General features: G+C 59.4%; 19 protein-coding genes. 1 reads left to right on the top strand and 18 read right to left on the bottom strand.

The features are described from left to right. Window positions 1-6 precede the first annotated feature (6 nt). From ACDELDRAFT_RS02545 to galE, 18 genes are all read right to left on the bottom strand, one after another. Window positions 7-1,221 (bottom strand): glycosyltransferase family 4 protein, encoded by a 1,215-nt coding sequence (locus ACDELDRAFT_RS02545; RefSeq protein WP_005793190.1) that lies wholly within the window; start codon window positions 1,219-1,221, stop codon window positions 7-9. Continuing rightward, complete coding sequence (locus ACDELDRAFT_RS02540; protein ID WP_005793188.1) at window positions 1,218-2,381, bottom strand: glycosyltransferase family 4 protein; 1,164 nt, start codon at window positions 2,379-2,381, stop codon at window positions 1,218-1,220. Before ACDELDRAFT_RS02540 ends, ACDELDRAFT_RS02545 begins: the two co-directional genes overlap by 4 nt. 7 nt (window positions 2,382-2,388) lie before the next feature. Then, window positions 2,389-3,609 (bottom strand): UDP-N-acetyl-D-mannosamine dehydrogenase, encoded by a 1,221-nt coding sequence (gene wecC, locus ACDELDRAFT_RS02535; protein ID WP_005793187.1) that lies wholly within the window; start codon window positions 3,607-3,609, stop codon window positions 2,389-2,391. 8 nt (window positions 3,610-3,617) lie between these two features. Beyond that, window positions 3,618-4,754: a non-hydrolyzing UDP-N-acetylglucosamine 2-epimerase gene (gene wecB / locus ACDELDRAFT_RS02530; protein WP_005793186.1), complete on the bottom strand. Its 1,137-nt coding sequence runs from the start codon at window positions 4,752-4,754 to the stop codon at window positions 3,618-3,620. A gap of 65 nt (window positions 4,755-4,819) precedes the next feature. Next, a complete protein-coding gene (locus ACDELDRAFT_RS02525) occupies window positions 4,820-6,295 on the bottom strand; it encodes an oligosaccharide flippase family protein (RefSeq protein ID WP_005793185.1) in 1,476 nt (491 codons plus the stop codon). Next, window positions 6,292-7,458, bottom strand: coding sequence for a TIGR03088 family PEP-CTERM/XrtA system glycosyltransferase (locus ACDELDRAFT_RS02520; protein WP_005793184.1), 1,167 nt, complete (start codon window positions 7,456-7,458; stop codon window positions 6,292-6,294). Before ACDELDRAFT_RS02520 ends, ACDELDRAFT_RS02525 begins: the two co-directional genes overlap by 4 nt. Beyond that, window positions 7,455-9,359: an XrtA/PEP-CTERM system amidotransferase gene (locus ACDELDRAFT_RS02515; RefSeq protein ID WP_005793183.1), complete on the bottom strand. Its 1,905-nt coding sequence runs from the start codon at window positions 9,357-9,359 to the stop codon at window positions 7,455-7,457. The genes ACDELDRAFT_RS02520 and ACDELDRAFT_RS02515 overlap by 4 nt, the downstream gene beginning before the upstream one ends. Before the next feature lie 162 nt (window positions 9,360-9,521). Beyond that, complete coding sequence (locus ACDELDRAFT_RS02510) at window positions 9,522-10,766, bottom strand: TIGR03087 family PEP-CTERM/XrtA system glycosyltransferase (RefSeq protein WP_040327826.1); 1,245 nt, start codon at window positions 10,764-10,766, stop codon at window positions 9,522-9,524. A 15-nt stretch (window positions 10,767-10,781) separates the two neighbouring features. Beyond that, window positions 10,782-11,855, bottom strand: a complete 1,074-nt coding sequence (locus ACDELDRAFT_RS02505) for a FemAB family XrtA/PEP-CTERM system-associated protein (RefSeq protein WP_050784113.1) — start codon at window positions 11,853-11,855, stop codon at window positions 10,782-10,784. Next, on the bottom strand, window positions 11,830-12,696 hold the full coding sequence (locus ACDELDRAFT_RS02500) for an XrtA system polysaccharide deacetylase (protein ID WP_005793180.1): 867 nt from the start codon (window positions 12,694-12,696) through the stop codon (window positions 11,830-11,832). Before ACDELDRAFT_RS02500 ends, ACDELDRAFT_RS02505 begins: the two co-directional genes overlap by 26 nt. A 17-nt stretch (window positions 12,697-12,713) precedes the next feature. Next, the gene (locus ACDELDRAFT_RS02495) at window positions 12,714-13,826 is read right to left on the bottom strand and encodes an XrtA/PEP-CTERM system-associated ATPase (protein WP_005793179.1); all 1,113 of its coding nucleotides are present in this window, start codon (window positions 13,824-13,826) and stop codon (window positions 12,714-12,716) included. A 3-nt stretch (window positions 13,827-13,829) separates the two neighbouring features. Then, a complete protein-coding gene (locus ACDELDRAFT_RS02490; RefSeq protein ID WP_005793178.1) occupies window positions 13,830-15,404 on the bottom strand; it encodes a TIGR03016 family PEP-CTERM system-associated outer membrane protein in 1,575 nt (524 codons plus the stop codon). A 20-nt stretch (window positions 15,405-15,424) separates the two neighbouring features. Then, window positions 15,425-16,375 (bottom strand): XrtA-associated tyrosine autokinase, encoded by a 951-nt coding sequence (locus ACDELDRAFT_RS02485; protein ID WP_005793177.1) that lies wholly within the window; start codon window positions 16,373-16,375, stop codon window positions 15,425-15,427. A 9-nt stretch (window positions 16,376-16,384) separates the two neighbouring features. Then, entirely contained in the window at window positions 16,385-17,947 is a 1,563-nt protein-coding gene (locus tag ACDELDRAFT_RS02480; RefSeq protein ID WP_005793176.1) for an XrtA system polysaccharide chain length determinant, read from the bottom strand. Between the two features lie 57 nt (window positions 17,948-18,004). After that, the gene (locus ACDELDRAFT_RS02475; RefSeq protein WP_005793175.1) at window positions 18,005-18,646 is read right to left on the bottom strand and encodes an XrtA/PEP-CTERM system exopolysaccharide export protein; all 642 of its coding nucleotides are present in this window, start codon (window positions 18,644-18,646) and stop codon (window positions 18,005-18,007) included. Between the two features lie 225 nt (window positions 18,647-18,871). Continuing rightward, on the bottom strand, window positions 18,872-19,873 hold the full coding sequence (locus ACDELDRAFT_RS02470; protein ID WP_005793174.1) for an NAD-dependent epimerase: 1,002 nt from the start codon (window positions 19,871-19,873) through the stop codon (window positions 18,872-18,874). A 36-nt stretch (window positions 19,874-19,909) separates the two neighbouring features. Continuing rightward, window positions 19,910-21,352 (bottom strand): mannose-1-phosphate guanylyltransferase/mannose-6-phosphate isomerase, encoded by a 1,443-nt coding sequence (locus ACDELDRAFT_RS02465; RefSeq protein ID WP_040327824.1) that lies wholly within the window; start codon window positions 21,350-21,352, stop codon window positions 19,910-19,912. A gap of 48 nt (window positions 21,353-21,400) precedes the next feature. Then, a complete protein-coding gene (gene galE, locus ACDELDRAFT_RS02460; RefSeq protein WP_005793171.1) occupies window positions 21,401-22,447 on the bottom strand; it encodes a UDP-glucose 4-epimerase GalE in 1,047 nt (348 codons plus the stop codon). Window positions 22,448-22,689: 242 nt separating this feature from the next. Between galE and ACDELDRAFT_RS02455 the strand changes: the two genes are divergently transcribed. Continuing rightward, the gene (locus ACDELDRAFT_RS02455; protein ID WP_005793170.1) at window positions 22,690-23,199 is read left to right on the top strand and encodes a low molecular weight protein-tyrosine-phosphatase; all 510 of its coding nucleotides are present in this window, start codon (window positions 22,690-22,692) and stop codon (window positions 23,197-23,199) included. Window positions 23,200-23,259 lie beyond the last annotated feature (60 nt).

The raw sequence follows: 23,259 nt of genomic DNA, 5'->3' as shown, positions 1-23,259 counted from the left end.
GCCGCTTCAGGGTGTGGGAAACGAACGGACGGCACTTGCCCGATGGGCCCGCACCAGTTCCTGAAAAAGTGCCCATTGGCCCTCCGTGGTGGACTCCCAGGAGAAGTTCTCGGCATGGAGCCGCGTAGCCTCGCGCGCGGGGTATGCGCTAGCGAGCTTCGTCCAGGCCTGCATCAGTGCCTTCGGAGTGCGCGACTCCATCAGGACGCCTGCCGCCGGATTGCTGACCACTTCGGGAGTCCCCCAGATGTTGGTGGCGACCACGGGTGTGCCGCAAGCCATGGACTCCAGCAGCACGTTGGCCCAGCCTTCGCGGCTGGAACAAAGGGTCAGGGCATCGGCGGCGCTGTACCACCACTTCAGATCCTGCTGCGCCACCATGCCTGCAAAGTGGACCCGTGCGCCAAGCCCAAGACGCTTGGCTTGAGCCTCCAGCATAGCCCGCTCCGGCCCCTCTCCAACAACCAACAGACACACATCGGGCGCCATGAGAGCCAGCGCCTCGATGGCAACGAAGTGCCCTTTGCGCTCAATGAGATGCCCCACCGATAAGAGGTAGCGATTGCCAGAGTCAAGCCCAAGACGACGCCGTGCCTCGTCCCGGGGTTCAGGCGTGAATTTCTTCAGATCCACACCATTGCGCAGGGTATGCAGCTTGCCAGGATCGGCACCAAGTTCTTGGAGCTGATCCATGAGTGCCTGACAAACTCCGATAGAGGCACCCGCCAACTTGGCTGTGTTCAAAATCAAGCGCCGCGGGATCGCATACTGAGGCATGAGATTCAGATCCGTTCCGCGCGCAGTCACGACCAGCGGCGTGCTGAACCAACGTGCCAGCAAGGCTGCAGCCACGCCATCGGGGTAATAATAATGTGCGTCGATCAACTCGAAGTCGAAACCTTCGCGCCGCAGGCGATGAACCGTCCCGAGCGCCCCCAGCGCCATGCTGAAGGGCGCCAGCGTCATGCCTATCCGGGGTGGTAAAAAATAGCGGGGATGATGGACCTCCAGGCCATATCGAATCTCATGCCGCGCGGTAGCCCCGAACTTCGCGTATTCGCCAAAGCGGTCGCTCTTGAACGGAAACCAGGGAACTGGCGCCACCACACGCGCATCAACGCGTCCGGTGTTCATCAGTTCCCTCAGGCGAGTCTCCACGAAAATTCCATGGATGGGTCTCTGCTCGCTGGGATAGAGGGTACTGAAGAGGAGTACTTTCATTTCAGCGACTCCGCCAGACTGACAACCCGGCGGGCATTGCCGAGCCACGTGAGATCCAGGCGAGTGATGGTTTCCCTCGCTCCCTGTGCCAGCCGCAGTCTGAGGTCGCGATCAAGGCAAAGGGTGGTCAGCGCCTGCTCCAAGCCGCCAGCGCATGCTTCGTCGAACAGCACGGCGTTGACCCCATCAGACAAAACCTCTCGCAGATTGGGCACGTCCGGAGCGATGATCGCCTTTCCCATGACCAGGTATTCCATGAGCTTGAGAGGGGATGCATAAGCAGTGACGGCTGGCTGCAAGGCCACATCAAACGCCGCCACATGCGCTGGCACCTGATCACGATGGATCACGCCTGTGAACGTGATCCTGTCGCCCAAACCCAGGCGCCGCGCCTGATCTTCGAGTTGCGCGCGCACAGGCCCATCACCCACCACCAGCAGATGGGCCGAGTCGGGTGCGCAGGGGGTCGCCATCCAATCCAGAATGCGATCCACACCATGCCAAGCACGCACAAACCCGGTGAAGCCGAGCACCAACCGGCCTTGCAGTCCCTGCCTCGCCTTGGCGACTTCGACCGATGGCGCCACACTGAAATGTGCCTCGTTGATGCCGTTGGGCACGGCGCGAATCCGTTGCACAGGAACCCCGCGTGCCTCAACATAGGTCGCAAGGACACGGGTGACGGGGAGCACGACGTCGGCACCTCGCCAGACCGTTTCTTCAGCCCACTCGGCCAACCGCTTCAAGGAAAGACCACCACTGTGCAACGAGCGTTCATGCACCAGTGGCGAGTTGACCTCCAGCAGCAATGGAATCCCCAAGCGCTTCTTGAGCATCAGCCCAGCCAGCAGAAAAAGGTTGTAGCGCTCGTAGATGAAGTCCGGCCGGAAATCCTTTGTCGCCCGACGCAACTGCCTGTAGGCCTGCAACGAGTAAGCCAACTCCAGCAATTCGTAAGCAGCCTTGGGCATGGCGGCCTTGAGGCGATCAACCCACCCACTGTCGGCACCCATTTGTCCTTGCGCACCAGAAGCACGCCCTAGCGCCGGTGCCACCACCCGTACCTCGTGCCCGAGCAGGCGCAGGGCATCGACCATCTCCTCGATGTGGACGACCTGACCATCGCGGGAAGCGGTGCGGTGGTGGTAGAGAATTTTCATGAAAAATTCAGCGCAGCGCGCCCCGTGTGTCGATCACCACCTTGTCGCGGATGGAGTCCAGATCGATTTCCTTGAATTCGCCATGGTCCACTAGGAGCACAAGAATGTCGGCATCCTTGAGCACCTGCTTAAGCGGGGCCAGGGCGAACTCCAGTTTTCCCGGTTGGACATTGGGGTCACACGCGAGAAGCTGCCCAATATTCAGGCGCAGGAGTTCACGCACGATATCGAGCGCCGGAGATTCCCTCAGATCATCGATATTGGCCTTGAAAGTCAGGCCAAGGCAACCTATTACCGGCGATTTGAATCGAGCAGCCTTGGCTTTCACTTTCTCGATGACCCAGTGCGGCTTGTCGTCGTTTACTTGGCGGGCGGTACGAATCAACCGTGCCTGCTGCGGCGCAGAGGACACGATGAACCACGGATCCACGGCAATGCAATGGCCACCCACGCCAGGCCCTGGCTGAAGAATGTTGACGCGGGGATGGCGATTGGCCAGCGCGATGGTTTCCCAAACGTTGATGCCTAGATGGTCACATATGACCGAGAGCTCATTGGCAAACGCAATATTGACGTCACGGAAGGAGTTTTCGACCAACTTGGAAAGCTCCGCCGTTCTGCTGTCTGTGAGGAGGATGGCGCCGTTGCAGAAGCTCTTGTAAAGCGCCCTGGCCTGCTCGTTGGCGGCCTTGGTGAGACCGCCGATGATGCGGTCGTTGTCCACCAGTTCACGCAGGATGTGTCCGGGTAAAACGCGTTCCGGGCAATGCGCCGCATGGACTTCCCCCTCAAGCTCAGGTCGACTCTCGACAATGATGCGATAGACCAGTTCGGTGGTACCGACCGGCGACGTGGATTCAAGGATCACGAGATTGCCTGGCCGCAAGTAAGGCACGATGGTCCGAGTCGCAGCCTCGACGTAGGACAGGTCAGGCGCCTTGGGGTTGCCATCCACCTCCTTGAACGGCGTGGGAACGGCGATGATGAAAGTGTCACCCTCCTCCGGCTCCTTGGAGGCTTTCAGATTGCCGCTGTTGACCGCTGAACGCACGAGGACATCCAGGTCCGGCTCGACGATGTGGATGTGGCCGGAGTTGATGGTTTCCACAGCATCCTTATTGACATCCACGCCCAACACCTGATGCCCTTTGGTGGCGAGCATGGATGCCGTGGGCAGACCGATGTATCCCAGCCCCATGACAATGATCTTCTGGGTAATGCGTGCCATGCCGGTCCTCACTTCTGCTTGAACGACAATATCAACTGAACAATACGCCCTACAGCCTTGCCATCACCATAGGGGTTATAGGCATGCGACATGGTCGCGTATGCCGCTGGGTTGCGCAGTAGGTTCCGAGTTTCCTTGACGATCTGGTCGCGCGAGGTCCCTACCAAAATCACCGTTCCGGCCGTTACGGCTTCAGGGCGCTCGGTTGTGTCGCGCATCACCAGCACGGGCTTACCCAGGGAAGGCGCCTCCTCCTGCACCCCGCCACTGTCGGTGATGATGAGGTGGGCGCGATTCATGAGATAGACAAAAGGCAGGTAGTCCACCGGGTCGATCAGATGCACGTTGGTCAGGTGTTGGGTGGCCAGAATTTCGGTCACCGGTTTGCGCACATTCGGATTGAGGTGCACGGGATAGAGCACCTCGACATTCGGTTCGCTTGCCGCGATGTCGGTCAATGCCTGGCAGATCTGCTCGAATCCCTGGCCGAAGTTCTCCCGGCGGTGGCCGGTAACCAGAATCAGGCGCTTTTCAGCATCCAGGAAAGAGAACTTGCGGTCCAACGCGGCACGCAAAACCTCATCGCCATGCAGCCGCTCCACCACCGCAACCAATGCATCAATGACGGTGTTACCGGTCACATGGATACGGTCCTGGCCAACCCCCTCGCGCAAGAGATTGGCACGGGCAGCGTTGGTGGGCGCAAAGTGCAGGTCTGCGATAGCGCCCGTGAGCTGTCGGTTGATCTCCTCAGGAAACGGCGCATGTTTGTTCCCCGTCCGAAGGCCCGCTTCCACATGCCCCACCGGAACGCCTGCATAGTAAGCAGCCAGACTGGCCGCCAACGTCGTGGTGGTATCACCATGGACCAAGACCAGATCGGGCCGCTCACTTTGCAGCACAGGCTTGAGACCGGACAGGATGCCACAAGTGACATCGAACAGATCCTGCCTCGGCCTCATGATGTTCAGATCGTGGTCAGGTGCGATGTCAAAAAGCTGCAGCACCTGATCGAGCATTTCCCGGTGCTGAGCGCTGACACACACCACCGTCTGCAAAGTGGGCGCTTGTGCCTTCAACGCCTTGATCAGCGGAGCAAGCTTGATGGCCTCGGGACGGGTGCCAAAGACGAGCATCACCTTCATTGAAAAGCCTCCCCCTGCTACGGTATCTGAGCAATGTCATGCAAGCAATATCTCCGCTGCATGATCTAGAGTGGAATCTTGATATTTAGCGTCTTTCCAATCAAGTCCAGAACGGTGGACTCCAGGCCTTCCGGCCTGCCTGACATAAGCCAAGAGCAGACCAGCCAGACGGCGTAGGTCATAACGCCAGTAGCAATGCCGGCCAGCAGCTGAACAACCGGTTCGGTCGTGCACTGAACTACCCAGGCCACCAACCAGTGCATCAGCACCGCACCAGAAAGGGGCCTCCAAACGCCATGCATGATGTCTTTCAATGTCACGCTCGTGTATTTGCACGTACAGTAGGCCGTAGTCCCCAGGTTGGCAGCAGCCCCCGCCGCGCGGGCCGCAAGCAATCCCATGAGGTGCATTTGGGGGGTCAATAGCGCCACAGCGAAGATGAACACTGACACCTCCACCCAAACAATGCGATTCTGCAAACGGGTGAGTCCACGCAGAAGCAGCAGGTTGTTCAAGGGGTGCATCACGAACTGAGCCGTTGCCACCAACGCAAAGCCCGCAACGAACACCCCTGCTTCTGTCCATTTCGGACCAAGAATAACCAGAGTCATGGGCCCCGCAATTGCTGCAACACCTGAGCCGATCGGCAATGTGATGGAGTTGGCTGCCGCAAAGATCTTGAGCACTGCACGGGAAGTTCGTTCAGCATCGTCTTTGATCGACGAGAGGACTGGCAGAAAGGCGCGAAGCATGGCCGGTCCAAGCTCGCCGATGGGCAGGCTGCCTAGATCAGCGCCAACGTTGTAGATGCCATAGTCGTGCGCCCCCCCAATGCGGGCGGCAATCACCTCGTCGCTTTTGCGCATCAGGAATGCTCCGACACCTGCCAGCAATAACCACTTGGTGACTTTCCAGATTTCAGGAATCCGGCGGATATTCCAACGCGGACGGTAAGGATGCATCACGTAGCTGAGCACAAACTGCGCCACGTAGTTGGAACAGATGCCGATGACCAGTGCGCGGAAATCGCGCAGCAGGAATCCGGCAACCAGCGTGATAGCGACACTCAAAAGGCGCGAGGCCACGCTGACGCGAAAATCCAGTGAGAATTGCAGATCCTTTTGCGCCAGGGCCAAGCCGATGTTGGAGGCAGCATTGAGCGGAACACAAACCGCCATCGCCCAAAGAATGCCCTGGACCCGAGGTTCCTCGAAATACAAGGTTGCCAGCGGAGAAACCGCCAGCACCAGCACACCGATACCGACGCTCTGCAACAAGCAGAGCGTCCAGGCAGAGTCGATGTAGTCAGTGTCCAGCGTACCTTTTCGAAGCAGAGCAGTTGAAGCCCCGAAATCTACGATGGCCTGGATCAAGCCGACCACCAGCATCGCCATGGCCACAATACCGTAGTCAGCCGGTACCAGCAGCCGCGCCATGATGGCGGTATTGAGAAAGCCAATACCCTTGATGGACCAACGTGCCCCAACGGTCCAGAAGGCCCCCTTGATGAGGGCACTTTTGTAGTTGACGGCTTCGGTCATTTCGGGCGATGCTCCTGGCTCACCGATTCACCCGAAAACAGCTGGCCGTAACGAGCAACCATGTCATCGAGCCGAAAGCGTTTCACAGCGCGGTCCCGCGCCATTCGGCCAAAAATCGCAGCCTTTTCAGCGCTGCCAAACAGACTCCAGATTGCATCTGCCATCGCAGCTTCGTCGTCGGGCGGCACCAATTTCCCCGTAACGTTCGGCTCGACCAAATCGGACGTTCCGCCAACCGCAGTTGCAACCACCGGCAAACCACTGGCCATCGCCTCCTGAAGCGTGCAGGATGTTCCTTCCGCCTGCGACGGCAGGACAAAGCACCTCAGACTTCGCAGAATCTCTGCCACATCATCTCGGGAACCGGCCAACCATGCCAATTGCCGAACGCCTGCTCGCGAGAGAATGTCTTCGATCTCTGCGCGCAACGGCCCTTCGCCCACCACGACCAGGCGCATGCGATCCATGGCTTCCGGATGGCTGCGTAGCAAGCTCACAAAAGCCCGGGCCAGAAGCGGCTGGTTCTTGACCGTCTGCAGACGTCCAACGGTGCCAACGAGCCAGTGTTTTTCCAAGTCAAACGGACACCCCTGAACCGCTACGCGCGAGCCAGAGGCTGGTGAAAAGTGGTCGGTATCGACCCCGTTGGCAATCAGGGATCGCTCATGGACCGGTACGCCAATCACCCGACTGAGGTACGTGTTGATTTCTTCGGAAACAGCCACGTAATGGCTTACAAAAGGCTTGTAGAGTTTGCGTACCTGTTGGTAACGCCGGCTCTCTCCTTTGGGATCATGTGCATCCCAACCATGCTCTGCATGGACGCGCAATGGCACGCGTGCAAGCCAAGCCAGGGGGGCAATTTCCAACGCAGCCAGATTGCAGGTATGCAGCACATCGGGTCGGACCTCTCGCAGCAGCCGAAAAATGCGCGGGTACAGCGGGATGGCATGCCCGGGCGGCTTGTGCAGTTCAATGAACTGCACGTCGGGTTGCATGACTCGATTTCTGAAATCGCTGACCGACGTCAGCGACAGCACTACGTGCTCAAACTGATCAGCTGGCAAGCAGTTGATGAGTTGCACGACGACGTTTTCCAGCCCCCCGACACCGAAGCGGTACACCACATGAACAATGCGCCGGCGAGGCTGCGCGGTCATCATGACACTGGCGCGTGATATTGGCGCAGAAACGCATCGAACATGATCAGCATCCATAGCTGCGTCGCGTGGTCGCGCTGACCGGACAGATGCTGGCTGATCAACGTCTGCAGCACTTCTGCATTGAAATAGCCAGTGGCAAGCATGCGCTCACTCAACACCGCTGCGCGCGTGCGTGCGAGCAGCGGTCCGCGCAGCCAGCGGGCCATGGGTACCGAAAAACCCATCTTGGGCCGGTACAACACATCGCGCGGCAACAAGGGCTCGAATGCCTTCTTGAAGACATATTTGCCTTCACCCCCATGGATCTTCAAGCAACTCGGCAGCGTGGCCAACCATTCGATCAGCGGATGATCCATCAATGGTTCACGCACTTCGAGTGAATGGGCCATGCTGGCGCGGTCCACCTTGGTATTGATGTCGCCTGCAAGCCAGGTCTTGTAATCGAGGTACTGGATGAGCGCGAGCGGGTCGTCCGTCTGCGCGCGCTGTGCATGGTTACGAAATACGTCAAGTGCGTTGTAGCCGTCCAGAGTACGCTGGAACGCCGAGGAAAATAGGCGCTTGCGCTGGTCAGACCGCAGGTATGAAACGCTGTGGTGGTAAGCCTGCACCGTATCCATGGCCATCGCCTGGAAGGTGGTCTTGGCTCGAAACATGCGCGGAGCCCAGTCCGCCTTGGGGTATAGCTGACCAAAAGCGCCAAACACAGAGCGGCGCAAGCCTTGCGGCAGACAGCCGCGCACAGCCTCTTCGCCCAAATGCATGCGATAGCGCCTGTAGCCTCCCAAACTTTCATCACCTCCATCGCCAGAAAGCGCCACAGTCACTTGTTTACGCGCCATCTGACAGACGCGATAGGTGGGGATGGACGAACTGTCGGCAAAAGGCTCGTCGTACAGCCAAGCGAGGGTATCGACGAGGTCGAAGTCGTCGCCTTTAACGATCTCCAGGCGGTGATCCGTCTGGTACCGATCGGCCACTTGTTGCGCGAAGATGGACTCATTGAAACGCGGATCGTCAAAGCCGACGGTGCAGGTGCGCACCGGAACCCTGGACAGACCAGCCATGGTGGCCACCACGGCACTCGAATCAACGCCTCCGGATAGAAATGCGCCAAGTGGTACGTCCGCGATCATGCGCAGTCGCACCGACTCCCGCACACGATCGCGCAGCTCTGCCTGCGCATCGGCCAAGCCCATGCGGTTGTCATTGGTGAAATGCACGTCCCAATACGGAACGGGCTCTGCACGGTGTGACTGGCCGCGGCGCAACGTGAGGGTGGTGGCAGGCGGCAGCTTGTGAGCACTGCGATAGATGCAGCGCGGGTCGGGCACATAGCCGAACGAGAAGTAGTCTTCTACCGCCAGCGGGTCGATCTCGCGAACGAACGCCGGGTGGGCTGTGAGCACCTTGAGCTCGGAACCGAATACGAAGCTGCCGTCGGTCAGCCATGCGTAGTGCATAGGTTTGACGCCCATGCGGTCGCGTGCGAGGAACAGCGTTTGCTGATTGCGATCCCACAGCACAAAGGCAAACATGCCGCGCAGTCGCTGCACACAGGCGGGGCCCCAGGCTTCCCAGGCATGTACGATGACTTCCGTATCGCTTTGGGTCTTGAAGCGGTGGCCCACTGCCTGCAGTTCTGGCACAAGCTCTTGGTAGTTGTAGATCTCTCCGTTGAAGACGATACCCACGGTGTCGTCCTCATTGAAAAGCGGTTGCTGGCCTCTAGCCAGGTCGATCACCGACAACCGCCGGTGGCCCAGAACAAGGCCGGGTTCAATATGCAGTCCGTCCTCGTCGGGACCTCGGTGGGCTTGAATATCGTTGATTCGCGAAGCCAGAGCATGGTCAAACTGGCGCTGTCCCTGCGTGTCGAACAAGCCCGATATGCCACACATGCTCAATACCTCCACCCCGGTGGTAGCAGCACGGCAGCCTGATCGCCCGCCAGCCACGGCCCTGCTGCGCCCCGCATAAGCAGCCAGCCCGTGCAGGTTGGCAGGCATCGCGACATGGCCAGCGACCTGCGCCTATAGCCATAGTCAAGAACTTGTGGGGCGTCAGACATGTGCAGACACCTTCCGCTGGTTGGTGGCGCTCTGACTGCTTAGACAACTGTCGATTCCACTCAGGTGCGCCTGCCAGCTGCAGTCCTGCTCCACGTAACGACGTGCTTGCCGACCCAGCGCTGAAGCGTTGTAGGGCGACTCCAGCAGCGGCTGCAAGGCCTCTACGAATTCTTCGGGCGTGTCGGCGCGCAGCAGCCCCTGCCCTGCCGCCGCGCCGACTGCATCTGCGCAACTACTGACCGCGACCACCGGCTGCTGCATGGACATGGCTTCCAGAATCTTGTTCTGAATGCCGCGCGCCACACGCAACGGCGCCACCACCGCGCTGGCGTACTGCAAATAAGGTCGCACGTCGGGCACGGTGCCCGTGACCACCACATGCTCACAGGCGAGCGCCCGCACCTGAGAAGACGGACTGCGCCCCACAATATAAAACCGCGCCAGCGGCCAGCGGGCACGCAGGCGCGGGAGCATATCGGCCACAAACCAGCTCACACCGTCAATGTTGGGCCAGTAATCCATGGCGCCAGTGAACACTATGGCCTGCTCGCCAGCCTGGAATGGGTTGAGCCGCTCCGGGTCCGGCTTAAAAAAGTCGGTATCCACGCCATTGCCCATGGATTGCACGCGCCCCAGGCATTCCGGCGCCTGGGACAAAAACAAGGCCGTCTCGTGGGGTGTCACGAAGTACGAGCGCCGAGCCACTGCGACCATCGCACGCTCGTAGGCGAGAAGACGTCGCCCCTCCAAGCGGTACAGCATGGACAAGGGCCAGCGGTGTGCGGGCGCGTACTGGGTCCACTTGGCGGAGTCCACATCAACAAAGTCCACCAGCATGGGCACCTGCGGCAAAAGCGGTTGCGCGTACTGCGCCATGGCCGAGGAAAAGACCACGCTGACCTGCAGGCTGTGCTCTGCCATTGTCTGTGCCACCCAACGCTGCATGCCGGCGTTGCGGTAGTAGGCAAGCGTGAGCGCATCGCCCGTCACGAGACCGCTCAGACTCCTGATCTTGGCGCTGCGCGCATCGATGCGCTCCACGTGCAAGTCGGGGCAAATAGCCTGGAGTACAGAGAGGTACACCTCGTCCTCCGGGTCGTCGATGAAGGTGCCCAGGAACACGCGATGGCTCTTCTGCAAGTGACGCAGCAAGTGGTAAGACCGCACCTTGTCCCCCTTGTTGGGGGGGTATGGCAGTCTATGCACCAAGTAGAGAATGTTGCTCACGGCGGTTATGCATTAGAACGGTGCTCATCCAAGATTGCGCGCAATCTTGGGTCCCAGCCAGTTGGCCAGCGCAATCGGCATACGACGCCACGCGGCGATCAGCAGACGGTATTTGGCATTCGCGGGGTTGTTCTGCGGCACGCTATCGCTTTTGTAAAGACGATATTCATAGTGAAGCGGTGTAGGCTCGAAGCCCCAGTTCTTCTTGAATGCGTACGACCCTGAGTTCTGCTTGCTGCGTCCGTAGTCGAATACCTTCAGACCACGCGCGCAGGCCAGGCGCATGAGCTCCCAATACTTGAAGTCGTTGGCGGCCAGTTCCCTTGCCGCCTCGTCGTCACCGGCATAGTAAGGAAGCACCTCGTCGCGAAAATAGAAGCTGAGTACGCTGCTGACGGGCCGACCATCGGGCGCGCAAACGGTGAGCACTTCGCAGTCAGGCCCAAATACGCGGCACAGTCCGTTGAAGTAAGCTTTGGGCAGGGCTGGCGTGCCATGGCGGTGTACGTTGTCGGCATAAAGTGCAAAGAAGCGGTCTACCGAGACATCAATATGGGAAGTCAGACCGTTTTTGATACCTTTGCGCACCATCGCACGCTGCTTGCGCGGGATGGCGAGCAGGTTGTCCTCTTCTTTCTGTGCAATAGACTTGCGAAACGTCACGTAGAGGTCTTGAACAGGCCAGTCGGTGTGGCAGCGCTGCACATTGCGCAACTCCAGGTGGTCCACATCCAGGCGCTGAGCCAGATGCTCGGCCTCCCGTTCCAGCGTCGAAGCAGCGTCCTCGTCCAGGGCTGCGACACCTCCATACACGGAAAAAGGCAGACTGGTGAGCGCGTTGCCAAACAACCGGCTCTTGACATGCCCAAGCGGCAATATGCCCCGGATATTTCCAGCGGCCTCTGCATAGAGAAAGTAGGTGTCGTGACGAAACACTTCGCGGATCAGCACCTGCCAACCCGCGCGATGAAAGAAAGTGGCATTCGGGCAACTCTGCACAAACGCGTCCCAGCGGGCAGCTTCACCGGTGCTGTGCAAATCGAGCCGGCGGACGATGAGCGCTGAGGAGACATCAGACAAGGGCCACCTCCTGCGCATGCGAGGGAAGAAAAATGTGGTCCATACGACCCCAACGGAAGTCCCGCAGCAAGAACTCCAGCCGCTGCTCCATGCGACCGATGTTCACGTAGTGCCTGAAGCGGGTCTTGAAACCGATGCCATCCACTCGCGGTTGCCCGACGTCAATTTCCCAGGGATGGAAGTAGAAAACGGCGGGCGAGCTATCCTGACTATTGACTTGGTGCAGCATCCAGCGCGATAGCGAGTAAGGGAAAAGGCGAAAGTACCCCCCCCCGCTGGACGGCAGATTGCGGTTGAACATCCGCAGGGTGGTAGGGGGAACCTCAATCAATCCATCACGTATCCGGTGGGCAAAACGTGGTGCGTCCGGCATACCGTAGTGGTCATGCCGTATGGGGTAAATGCTGGAGCTGTAGCGGTAGCCGGCACGCTGCAGCGTATCGAGCGCCCACAGGTTACCCGAGCCGATCGAAAAGCTGGGGGCACGGTAGCCCTGCACCCGCATACCGGCAATGTCTTCCAGCAGGGCCTTGGCTCGATAGATGTCGTCGAAGAACTCCACCTCGGACAAGTCGCTCACACGCTCATGGCCGTAACCATGGCTGGCAAGCTCATGCCCTCCATCCACAATGCGGCGCACCAGCGCAGGATAGCGCGCGGCAATCCATCCCAACGTAAAGAAAGTGGCCTGGGTGTCGCACTCGTCGAGCAAAGCCAAAATGCGATCAACATTGCGCTCCACTCGACATTCGCGCAAGTCCCACTCGCTGCGGTCGATGTAGGGAGCAAAAGCCGATACTTGAAAATAGTCCTCGACGTCGATGGTCAGCGCGTTGGTAATGGGGGACGTGCTGTGCATGGCGAGGACTCCAGGGTCTAGCCGGCGGCACTGTCTGAACGCGGATGCCGCCCCGCGGCCACCAACTTCTGCAGGTTCATCAAGATTTCCAGACTCACACGCTCCTGGCGCAAAACGCTGCGTTCAATACGCAACAACCGCGCACTCAGTTGCTCGGCCGTAACGTGCGCAAGGTGGCGGGAAACACTGTCTGCCAAAGTGCTATCCAGGTCCAATCCATCAGATTCCGGATCGCTGTGAGCTGGATCTTCGTGCACTGCGCCTCGAGCCGCCGTTCTCAGTGACATCTCCCAGGGATGGGCGACCTTGGGCGGCACATGCATTTCGGACTGAATCTCTTGGATGATTTCAGTGACCAATTCAAGGTCAATGTGTGTCCGGTCGGTGAGAAAACCCTGCAACAGGATTCGATCGAACAGCGTGTTGATGCGCCGCGGAACTCCTCCCGTGAAACGATAGACGCCGTCGAATATGTCCGGATCAAAAGTAGGCTTGTCGGTGGCGCCCGCGCACTTCAATCGATGCAGGATGTACTCTCGGGTTTCATCGCCGTCCAGAGGCCCCAGATGGCAGGTCGCGGTGACCCGCTGACGCAGTTGCACCATGCCAGGGCTTTGCAGAATTTGTCGGAACTCGGGCTGGCCCACGAGAAAGGTCTGTAGCAGTGCGTCCTGGCCATTCTGGAAGTTGGACAGCATGCGCAGCTCTTCAACTGCCTGCGGCTGAAGGTTCTGTGCTTCATCGACGATGAGCAAACAACGCTTTCCTTGTAGCGTCTGGGCGACGAAGAATGCCTCCAGCGCAAGCAACAGGTCTCCTTTGCAGACGCCATGCACATGGACTCCAAAAGCCGCGCCCACTAGGCGAAGCGTATCCTCTGCACTCAGTTGCGTGCTCACCAGATGGGCTGCCACAACCGTATCCGGATCCAGACTGTCGAGCAGCCCGCGCACAATGGTGGTTTTGCCTGCACCCACCTCACCTGTGATCACGATGAAACCTTCGCAGCACATGACGCCGTACTCTAGGTAAGCGCGCGCGCGCTGGTGCTGCTTGCTACTGAAATAGAAGCCAGGATCGGGGTTGAGTTGGAAGGGTTTGCTGGTCAACCCATAGAACGCTTCGTACATGGATCAGAACCGGTGTGTGATGATTCCCATGATGGCCGATTCGCTATAGGGACTGGCGGGGCCATCCGACAGAACGCGGCGGATCTGAATGGTGCCGCTGGTACGGCGGGTCAGCAACGTATTCCAGCCCAATATGAATGCGCGCACCCGAGTCTCGAGTCCAGGCACCGTACCCACGCTGCGCTGTTCGCCGAAACTTGCATGGATGGAGGAGTTCGGCGTAAGACGGTGGGCAAGCAGCAGATTCCAACCATGCTGACGAATCTGGGTGTTGGTGTCGAAATCGTCACCCAGGTGGAGCGAACCATCGAGCAGTCGACTATCAGAACGCGAAATAGCCAGCGTCGCCGTACTGCGCTGGCCCAGCAGTGCCAAAGACAGTTGCTGCACCCGCTGTACCGTACTCGATGACCTGAGAAAATCCTGGAACACTTGAAGATTGGCAGGCAGACCCAGGCGTTCGATCTCCGCAAGCACGAGTTGGGTGCGTCGAATGGGATCGGCTTCGAGCCGAGAGTAAAAACCGTCAAGAAGGTCGAAAAGCGATCCCAACGACGCTGCCTGCGCGCCCAGTCCATTGGAAATGCCCTTCTGATCGGTGTATCGCCAAACGGTGCGCCCGGTGCGGTGTTCAAGCACCACGTTGTGGGCCTCTCCAAAGTAGCGGCTCTCGCGTTCGAAAGACAATCGGGTACGCTCCGATGGCTGCCAGACGGCGCCAATACCCCCAATGGCGTGGGACTCCCGGGTCGGCGAAAGCTGATTGGTGGATTCTGTTCCGCCCACCGCTGAGAGAAGCAATTGCGGCGAGACAGCGTAACTCACGCGAGCACGCAGCGTCGTGGTGTCAATACGCCGACCGAGCGAAAAGTCTGCGGTCTGCTGGCTCGCATCCACCGACCATCCCAGAATCTGCCCATTCTTTCTGCTGCCCAGATGCAAGAGCCAATCCTGCGTTGTGACGCCGGAGCGATTGGCCGCATCGGTGCGTGTATCTTGAACAGCGTAGCGGGCCTCATAGTCCACCGAACTCCCCATGCTCCCTCGCAAGTAAGGCGACAGGCGAAAACTCGATGTCTGCGAGTTGTTGGGGTTTGCAGGAGAACCGTCCACCGGGGCCCCGAACGCCGATATGGGCTGAGATGCAACAACGCCAGCCACATCGATGAACGCCCGTTGTTCGATCGCTTCGAGGACTACGCTGGCATTCAGGTTGTGCCAGACATGATGAGGCACCGACTCTCGCGCGTAATATGCACCGTGCAGCGAGTAATCAAAAAAGCCTTTGACACGGGCCGTGTTGCTGACCAGCCGCAACCCGGGAATCACCTCTGTTACATGGTCGCTGACACCCGAAGCGTCGAGCCGCGCATTGCTGGTAACAGTGTGCTGCACCGAAACACGCGGCTCCAACCACAGGCTGGATTGGTAGGGAGTGGCCTGTGCATTAGCTTGTGCATCATCTTGCTGGGCAAGAGCAGTACCAGGCAACAGCGCAGACGCGATTGCCAGCGCCAACTCCAGTGCATTGCAGCGAACGGCGGAGTTACGTGCTTGGCAATGATGTGGCAGGTGCATGCGAACCCTCCCTTTTTTCTTCAAGCGACAGCAGAGACTGGCTTGTTCTCTGCGACGACCTGTTCGTACCCATAACCGTGGCCGTACCCATAGGCGCCCAAACCGCGGCTGCGCGCTTGGTTTAGCACCATGAGCCGAATAGGGCAATTCTCTATGGTGGCCAAGGCTTGCTGGACCTCGGACTGGAGCGTTTTTTCAGCCTGAACCACGATGACAACCTGGCCCATGTGACTGGCAAGAACCCGCGCCTCGGTAGTGATCAGCAAGGGGGGCGAATCGAAGATGATGATGCGATCGCTGTACCGCTTCGCCATGTCTTCGAGCAGAGTGGCCATGGCATCACTCGCCAGCAACTCCGTCGCACGCGGGTGCGGAAGGCCCGTGGGTAACAGCGTGAGATTCTCGATATTGGTGCGCAGCAGCACATCGGCCAAGCCGACTTCTCTATCCAGCAGCAAATCCAGCAAGCCCGGCGCCGGTTGCAAACCCAGCTTCTTCATAATCGAAGGGCGCGCCACATCGGCATCCACGAGCATCACGGTGTGGTTCAGCTCCATGGCCATGCTCATCGCCAAGTTGATGGCCGTGAAACTCTTGCCCTCTTCAGGTAGAGCACTGGTCACCATGATGAGATTGCCATTGACCGCCAACGATGCGCCCTTCCCTGTCGCATTGTCCAAAAGCGGTCGCTTGATGACGCGAAACTGGTCCGTGGTGGCGGAGCGCGGCGCATGGGGAGTGACAAAGCCCGCTGCAGCCAACGCGGTTAGATCGATTTGGACAGTCTTGGAGCTCGGTTTCGAGGGCGTTGCGATCGGAGCGTCGGTGGCGGTGATTGCTGCAGGCGATATGGGCCTTGTCATTTGCTGTGTGGCCGCATCTTCCGACTGCACAATCCCGTCAGGCAATAACGCCCCCGCCTTGCGCAACTGTTCCAGCCGCTGGGCTGCTTTTTCAATGGAGCTGGTCATGATTGCCTATCACCTTAGGACGCCCGAGTGGTAGGAAAGCGCCGCCATGCCACCCACGTAAAGGAGGATGAGCACGAGGAACGTCATCATGAAACGCTTCAGGTTTCGCGATTCGCGTTGAAGCAACTCATCGCTGGAAATCAGCTCAACGACACCCAATAATGGCAGATGAGTCACCTGGCGCAGCGCAGCACCATCGAAGAAAACCGGCTTGATCTGGCTCATCAGAAACGCCACACCCAGCCCGGAGCCTATCGCGACCAAAAGCGAGAGCGGCAACAGCAATATCCGGTTGGGTGCAACAGGTTTAGGGGTGACCCGTGGCGGGTCGATGACCCTGAAATCAGCCACCTTTGATCTGTTTTCCAGTTCACCCGACATCAGCGCAGACTCACGGCGGGCCACCAGATCGGCATAGTTTTTCTGGTGAATCTGATAGTCACGATTGAGTTGTGCCAACTCGGCTTCCAACTGCGGCGCGACCTTCAGCTGTTCATTGGCACGGCTAACGCGCGATTCATATTCGGCTACTCGCGCTCGCAGCGACGCCACTTGCACTTCAGCGGCAGAGTAAATACGACTGAGCTCCACCACCGCCGGGTTGGCTCCAGCCACAGGCGCAGGTGGATTCGCTTGATTTTTGCGCCGCAACTCCTCCATTTCGTTGCGCTTCTGGATCTCAAGCTCATTGATCAGGCGACGTGCATTGGTCACATCGGGATGCTCGTCGGTGTAACGCTGCAACAGCGTATCCAAATTGCGCTTCTGCGCATTGAGGCGTGCATCGATTTCAGGCGTTTGCACGTTGGTCGCGGCCCCTGAGGCGGGACTACGCGCCTGCGACCTCAGCAACTCCAGTTGGTGTGCCGCCGCTGCGCGTGCGCTCTCGGCCTCACGCAGCTCAAGTCTTGCCTGGCTCAGGAGACCGGCAATTTCTGCAGCCCGCCCTGCAGAGTCCAGGCCCGCCGCCGACTGCAGCTCGATATTACGGAGCTTGAATGCCTTCAGACGCCCTTCGGCGTCTGTCAACTTGGCTTCATAGCTCTTGATCTGTTCCTCAAGGAAGCGGCGCGCGCTATCCGAATCCTGGCGAGTGGCCCCTAAACTGGACTCGACGAAGATGGTCAGCAGCGCCTGAACGACACGTTGCGCCGCCTCGGGGCTCTGATCGCGATAGGCCAACGTATAAAGGTTGTCGCGCCCGGTAGTCTGGATGCTGATGGCTTTGGTCACGGAATCAACCACCGCATCCTTCGAGGCCTTGGACTGTGCGCCCTGATCAAGATCAACCATGCGCACCAGACGCTCCACGGTAGGCCGGCTAATGAGCGTGCGGCTCAGCATGGCCACCTGCTGCTCAATGTTCGGCTGTACAGCAATCCCGGTCATAAGGGGGCGCAGGATGGACTGGGTATCCACGAATACCCGCGCCGACGCCTGGTAATGGTCCGGCATCATGAGCACCACGCTAACGCCCAAAGCGCCAACCAACCAGGTGGTCAACATTGCCATTTGGCGATAGATCCACATACCGCGCACGGTTGTGGTGATCTGGCCTAGAAGCTCATCCATTCCATCCCCCTTAATTCCGCCGGGCGGCCTACTGTCGCCAACCCTTGCTTAAGTGAGTCAGAACCACCCCTGGGGGATGATGAGAATATCGCCGGGAAGCACGTCCACATTGGCGCCGATATCGCCACGTTTGATCAAATCATTCAAGCGCACGTTGTAGCGCTTGTTGCCATCGGACGAGCGCACGAGCGTAGCGCGGTTGCCATCGGCAAAATCGGTCAAACCGCCTACTGCGATCATGACGTCCAGCACCGTCATTTTTTGCTTGTAGGGCAGGAACTGCGGTTTGGCCGCCTCCCCCACCACGCGAATCTGTTCGCTGTAGGGGCCGACGAAGCTGGTCACGATCACGGTAACGACCGGATCCCTTACGTACTTACCCAACTCTTTTTCCACATCCCGAGCGATCTGCGCCGAAGTTTTACCTTGCGCTACGAGCCCGTCCACCAACGGCGTGGACACCTGGCCATCAGGACGCACCGGCACTATTTGTGACAGCTCAGGGTTGCGCCAAACGATGATATTGAGCGTATCGCCCGGCCCTACGACGTAGTTGTAATCCGGGGTGGAAGCTTTGGCTGGCGCGGCTGGATTATCCCCCCCCCGCATCCCCGCGCAGCCGCCCGCCGCTATTGCCATGGCCGCTATTGCCACGACGCGGACCAATGAATTCAGGAGCCTCGAAACGAATTTCTGCATGGCGCAACTCCTCAACATCGCTGAAGTGGCAAGGTGAATATGACCAAGCCTCGCCGCAGCATACTCCTAGAGAATGTTACGCGTAAATGCATTTTTTGCCGTGCATGTTCAGCTGTGCCCCTGGCACGACTCTCGAACGGCTTTCGAGGCCATGAAACGAAACCATGCCCGCACTGGATGGCGGTTCCGGGACCGCTCTTCAGCGCGCACCGTCGGCAGGCAAGCTCAGCCGCAGCGGTAGTAATCCCGATACCAGTGCACGAATTTCCTGAGGCCTTCAACCAGCGGCGTGGATGGAGCAAAACCTACCCAGTCCCTCAGGGACTGAGTGCTGGCATAGGTTGCCGGCACGTCACCCGGCTGCATGGGGAGCAGTTGCTTGATGGCCTTTTTGCCAAGCGCGCTTTCGATGCAGTTTATGAAATCGAGCAGTTGCACGGGCTCGCTGTTGCCGATATTGAACACGCGGTAAGGTGCTGTACCCACGTGTTCAGGAGTAGCCGGCCTGTCCAGCACGCGCAGCACGCCCTCGGTGATGTCATCGATGTAGGTAAAGTCACGCCGCATGTCACCGTGGTTGAAGACCGGGATCGGCTCACCCGCCAGAATGGCCCGGGTGAAGAGGTGGTAAGCCATGTCGGGCCGGCCCCAGGGGCCGTAGACCGTGAAAAAGCGCAGCCCGGTGGTAGGAAAGCCGTAAAGGTGGCTGTATGTGTGGGCCATCAGCTCGTTGGCCTTCTTCGTGGCAGCATACAGACTCACGGGGCGGTCAACGGCGTCTGTTTCAGTAAACGGCATCTTGGTGTTGCCGCCATAGACACTGGAGCTCGACGCATATACAAGGTGCGCGACGCCTTGGGCGCGGCACCCCTCCAGGACATGACCAAATCCTGTGAGGTTGGAATCCAGGTAGGCATGGGGATGGGTAATGCTGTAGCGCACCCCGGCCTGGGCGGCAAGGTGAATGACGCCGTCGAAACGTTCAGTGGCAAAGAGTTCGGCCATGCGTGCACGATCGTGCAGATCAAGCCGCACGAAACGGAAACCCGGAGCCCCCTCGATCCGCCGTAGCCTGGCCCACTTGAGCGCAGGGTCGTAATAGTCATTGACGTTGTCCAGGCCCAGAACCCGGTCACCGCGCTCCAGCAGACGCGCGGCTACGTGACTGCCAATAAACCCGGCCGCACCGGTCAAGAGAACGTGTTGGGGCTTTCGCTCAGTCTTCATGGAAGGTAGCTCCTACCAGATAGTCCCGCGCCGCCATCAGCGCCCATACAAGTCTTCGAACCGCACGATGTCGTCCTCACCCAGATAGGAGCCAGACTGCACCTCGATCATCTCCAGCTCCACTTGGCCCGGGTTTTCCAGCCGATGCGTCACACCCAGAGGGATGTACGTGGATTGATTCTCAGAGAGAAGAAAAACCTCGTCGCCCTTGGTCACGCGAGCCGTGCCACGCACAACGATCCAGTGTTCGGCGCGGTGATGGTGCATCTGCAGCGACAGCTTGCCGCCAGGCTTGACCATGATCCGCTTGACCTGGAAACGTTCGCCCCCGTCAACGCCGTCATACCAACCCCAGGGGCGGTATACCTTTCTGTGCAGCAATCCCTCGGAGCGACCGTCCCGTTTGAGACGATCGACAATTTTTTTCACACTCTGGGTGTGGCGCTGATCCACCACGAGCACCGCGTCGGGCGTTTCCACCACGACCATCCCCTGCAAGCCCACACACGCCAGCAAGCGTCCAGAAGACAGTGCCAAGGTATTGCTGCTGTCCTGCATCAAGGTTGGACCCTGCGCCACATTTCCGTCCCCATCCTTGGGCAGGATTTGCCAAAGCGCATCCCAAGAGCCCACATCGGACCACCCCGCCGACAGCGGTACGACCACACCCGGCGGCAAGCCGGCCACTGCTTGGGCGCCGGCCAGACGCTCCATTACGGCATAGTCGATTGAATCCCCCGGGCAGGCGGCAAATGCCTCTGCACCCACACGCAAAAACGAAAGGTCGGATTCGCCGTTTTTCCACGCCGCTGCACAGGCAGTCAGGATGTCGGGACGGCACAGTGCCAGCGCTTTCAACCAGACTGAGGCACGCAGCACGAACAGCCCGCTATTCCAAAAATAGTCTCCCGCTTGCACATAGCCTTCTGCCGTTCTGAGATCGGGTTTTTCAACGAAACGTGCAATAAAACATGCACCACCCTCATCCACCGAGGCGCCTGTCTGTATGTAGCCATAGCCCGTCTCGGGTCGGTCCGGAGTGATGCCGAAAGTGACGATGGCACCATCTTGGGCCAGCCGCGCGGCATGGCACACGCTCTCTTGAAATACCGCTGGCTGGGCAACGACGTGATCAGCGGGCATGACCAGCAGCACCGGATCGCCTCCGCCGGACTGTGCCGCCAGCGCCGCCAACGTCAACGCAGGCGCAGTATTGCGGCCCACTGGCTCCAGAACGATGCTGCCTTGCTTTCCGATAAGGCGCAATTGTTCCGCAACCACGAATCGATATTCCTCATTGCAGACGACCATCGGCGGCGCGCTGTCAATGCCCGCCACGCCCTCAAACCGCCGCAGGGTAGCTTGAAGCAGCGAATCCTCTCCCGTGAGCGAAAGCAACTGCTTAGGGTATTTTTCACGCGACAGCGGCCACAGGCGCGTGCCCGAACCGCCCGACAGCACCACCGGTTGGATCAACATGGTTTGCGTGTCTCCCCGTATGTCTGCAAGCATGGAGGCCGCTGCGGTTCAACGCGGCTCAGCCCGCGTAAATCCCTGAGGGTTTTGGCTCTGCCAGTTCCATGCATCCTGGCACATCCTGGCCAGATCGCGCTCAGCGCGCCAGCCCAGCAATTCGGCGGCCTGGCGCGGATCGGAATAACAGGCGGCCACATCGCCGGAGCGCCGAGACGCTATGCGGTAAGGTACGGCGCGGCCGCTGGCTTGTTCGAAAGCACGCACGATCTCAAGCACGCTGTAGCCCGTCCCTGTGCCCAGATTGACGCTGAAGCATTGCGCCGCAGTCTGCAGGCGCTCCAAGGCCTTGAGGTGGCCCTGCGCAAGATCAACCACGTGGATGTAGTCGCGCAAGCCGGTGCCGTCGGGCGTGGGATAGTCTCCGCCCCAAATGTTGAGGTATTCGCGCCGCCCAACTGCCACCTGAGCCACGTAGGGCAACAGATTGTTGGGCACACCCATGGGGTCCTCGCCAATCTGTCCACTGGCATGCGCTCCCACAGGATTGAAATAGCGCAAGATGGCGATGCGCCAGGAAGGGTCGGCATGGTGGATATCCCGCAACATGTCTTCAATCACCAGCTTGGTCCGACCATAAGGATTGGTCGCCGCCAACGGGTGCTCCTCCGTCAGCGGCAGTGACTGCGGCTCGCCGTACACGGTGGCGGAAGAACTGAAGACCAGCGACTTGACCCCTGCACGGCTCATGGCCTCCAGCAGACGCAGCGTGCCGACAACATTGTTGTCGTAGTAGCGAATCGGTTGTACCACTGATTCGCCAACCGCCTTCAGCCCCGCAAAATGCACCACAGCCCCAGCACCGCTGTCCGCCAGCGCGTGGTCCAGTGCGCCGCTATCGCGGATGTCGCCACGGTATAGATGCACCCGACGGCCCGTCAACAGCTCCACGCGCGCCAATACTTCTGGCGAACTGTTGCTGAAGTTATCGAACACCGCCACCTCATAGCCCGCCACAAGCAACTCGACACAGGTATGGCTACCAATGTAGCCAGCCCCACCGGTTACCAGAATCACGTTGCTTTCAGAGGATGAGGCCATGGAGGATCCGCGTCCAATCTGTTCATGCCATGTTGCGTGCCAGGCGCGCTCATGAATCATTGCATCCCAGAGTCCTGCCTTCATGGCGGAACCCATACCGCCCTATGATCTTATGTCATTTGCCTCGTACGTCCACGTTTCCATGCGTCCGTTTGCACGAATGAACACAGCAAAGGTTTCATGCCCAATGAGCCGAATCCAACAATCTCGTCTGCACTCTCTCCGAGGCAGCGTTCGTTGAAATGAGTCGGTTCTCCGTCCTCTTCGTTTGCATGGGCAATCTGTGCCGCAGCCCCACAGCGCAAGAGGTGCTGCGCCAGCGCGCGACAGCGGCCGGTCTTGCCGAGAGCGTTCGCATTGACTCAGCTGGCACCCACAGCGCCCACAAGGGGGAGCCGCCGGACCCGCGCGCGCTGGCCCATGCCGCGCGGCGCGGCTATGTACTGGCCGATCGGCGGTCACGCCAACTCACCAACAGCGATTTCTGCTCATTCAATCTGCTGCTAGCCATGGACTACGGCAACTTGGAGGAGTTGCGCCGCCGCTGCCCTCCAGAACTGCAATACCGCTTGCGGCTCCTGACCGAGTTCTGCCTGCACACCCGCAGCCCCGTGGTACCAGATCCCTATTACGGCAATGCCCAAGGTTTCGAGCATGTGCTGGATCTGCTGGAAGATGCCTGCGACGGCCTGCTAACGCATATACAGCGGCAACTGGGCTCGGTACCTCGCGGCCCCGTGGATGAGAAATAGTCCAGACGCACGGCGGCCCCCTGCAGCCCCTGAGACATTCGAAGAGGCCGCTCCCAGAAT

The sequence above is a fragment of the Acidovorax delafieldii 2AN genome, assembly GCF_000175235.1.
Taxonomy (GTDB): Bacteria; Pseudomonadota; Gammaproteobacteria; order Burkholderiales; family Burkholderiaceae_C; genus Acidovorax; species Acidovorax delafieldii_B.
The sequence above is the reverse complement of the archived record's forward strand: the minus strand, read 5'-3'. Positions and strand labels throughout refer to the sequence as shown.

Coding starts and splice junctions, on each gene's coding strand:
- ACDELDRAFT_RS02545 (WP_005793190.1), bottom strand. CDS start 1,221: ATGAAAGTACTCCTCTTCAGTACCCTCTATCCCAGCGAGCAGAGACCC.
- ACDELDRAFT_RS02540 (WP_005793188.1), bottom strand. CDS start 2,381: ATGAAAATTCTCTACCACCACCGCACCGCTTCCCGCGATGGTCAGGTC.
- wecC (WP_005793187.1), bottom strand. CDS start 3,609: ATGGCACGCATTACCCAGAAGATCATTGTCATGGGGCTGGGATACATC.
- wecB (WP_005793186.1), bottom strand. CDS start 4,754: ATGAAGGTGATGCTCGTCTTTGGCACCCGTCCCGAGGCCATCAAGCTT.
- ACDELDRAFT_RS02525 (WP_005793185.1), bottom strand. CDS start 6,295: ATGACCGAAGCCGTCAACTACAAAAGTGCCCTCATCAAGGGGGCCTTC.
- ACDELDRAFT_RS02520 (WP_005793184.1), bottom strand. CDS start 7,458: ATGATGACCGCGCAGCCTCGCCGGCGCATTGTTCATGTGGTGTACCGC.
- ACDELDRAFT_RS02515 (WP_005793183.1), bottom strand. CDS start 9,359: ATGTGTGGCATATCGGGCTTGTTCGACACGCAGGGACAGCGCCAGTTT.
- ACDELDRAFT_RS02505 (WP_050784113.1), bottom strand. CDS start 11,855: ATGCGCAGGAGGTGGCCCTTGTCTGATGTCTCCTCAGCGCTCATCGTC.
- ACDELDRAFT_RS02500 (WP_005793180.1), bottom strand. CDS start 12,696: ATGCACAGCACGTCCCCCATTACCAACGCGCTGACCATCGACGTCGAG.
- ACDELDRAFT_RS02495 (WP_005793179.1), bottom strand. CDS start 13,826: ATGTACGAAGCGTTCTATGGGTTGACCAGCAAACCCTTCCAACTCAAC.
- ACDELDRAFT_RS02490 (WP_005793178.1), bottom strand. CDS start 15,404: ATGCACCTGCCACATCATTGCCAAGCACGTAACTCCGCCGTTCGCTGC.
- ACDELDRAFT_RS02485 (WP_005793177.1), bottom strand. CDS start 16,375: ATGACCAGCTCCATTGAAAAAGCAGCCCAGCGGCTGGAACAGTTGCGC.
- ACDELDRAFT_RS02480 (WP_005793176.1), bottom strand. CDS start 17,947: ATGGATGAGCTTCTAGGCCAGATCACCACAACCGTGCGCGGTATGTGG.
- ACDELDRAFT_RS02475 (WP_005793175.1), bottom strand. CDS start 18,646: ATGCAGAAATTCGTTTCGAGGCTCCTGAATTCATTGGTCCGCGTCGTG.
- ACDELDRAFT_RS02470 (WP_005793174.1), bottom strand. CDS start 19,873: ATGAAGACTGAGCGAAAGCCCCAACACGTTCTCTTGACCGGTGCGGCC.
- ACDELDRAFT_RS02465 (WP_040327824.1), bottom strand. CDS start 21,352: ATGTTGATCCAACCGGTGGTGCTGTCGGGCGGTTCGGGCACGCGCCTG.
- galE (WP_005793171.1), bottom strand. CDS start 22,447: ATGGCCTCATCCTCTGAAAGCAACGTGATTCTGGTAACCGGTGGGGCT.
- ACDELDRAFT_RS02455 (WP_005793170.1), top strand. CDS start 22,690: ATGAGTCGGTTCTCCGTCCTCTTCGTTTGCATGGGCAATCTGTGCCGC.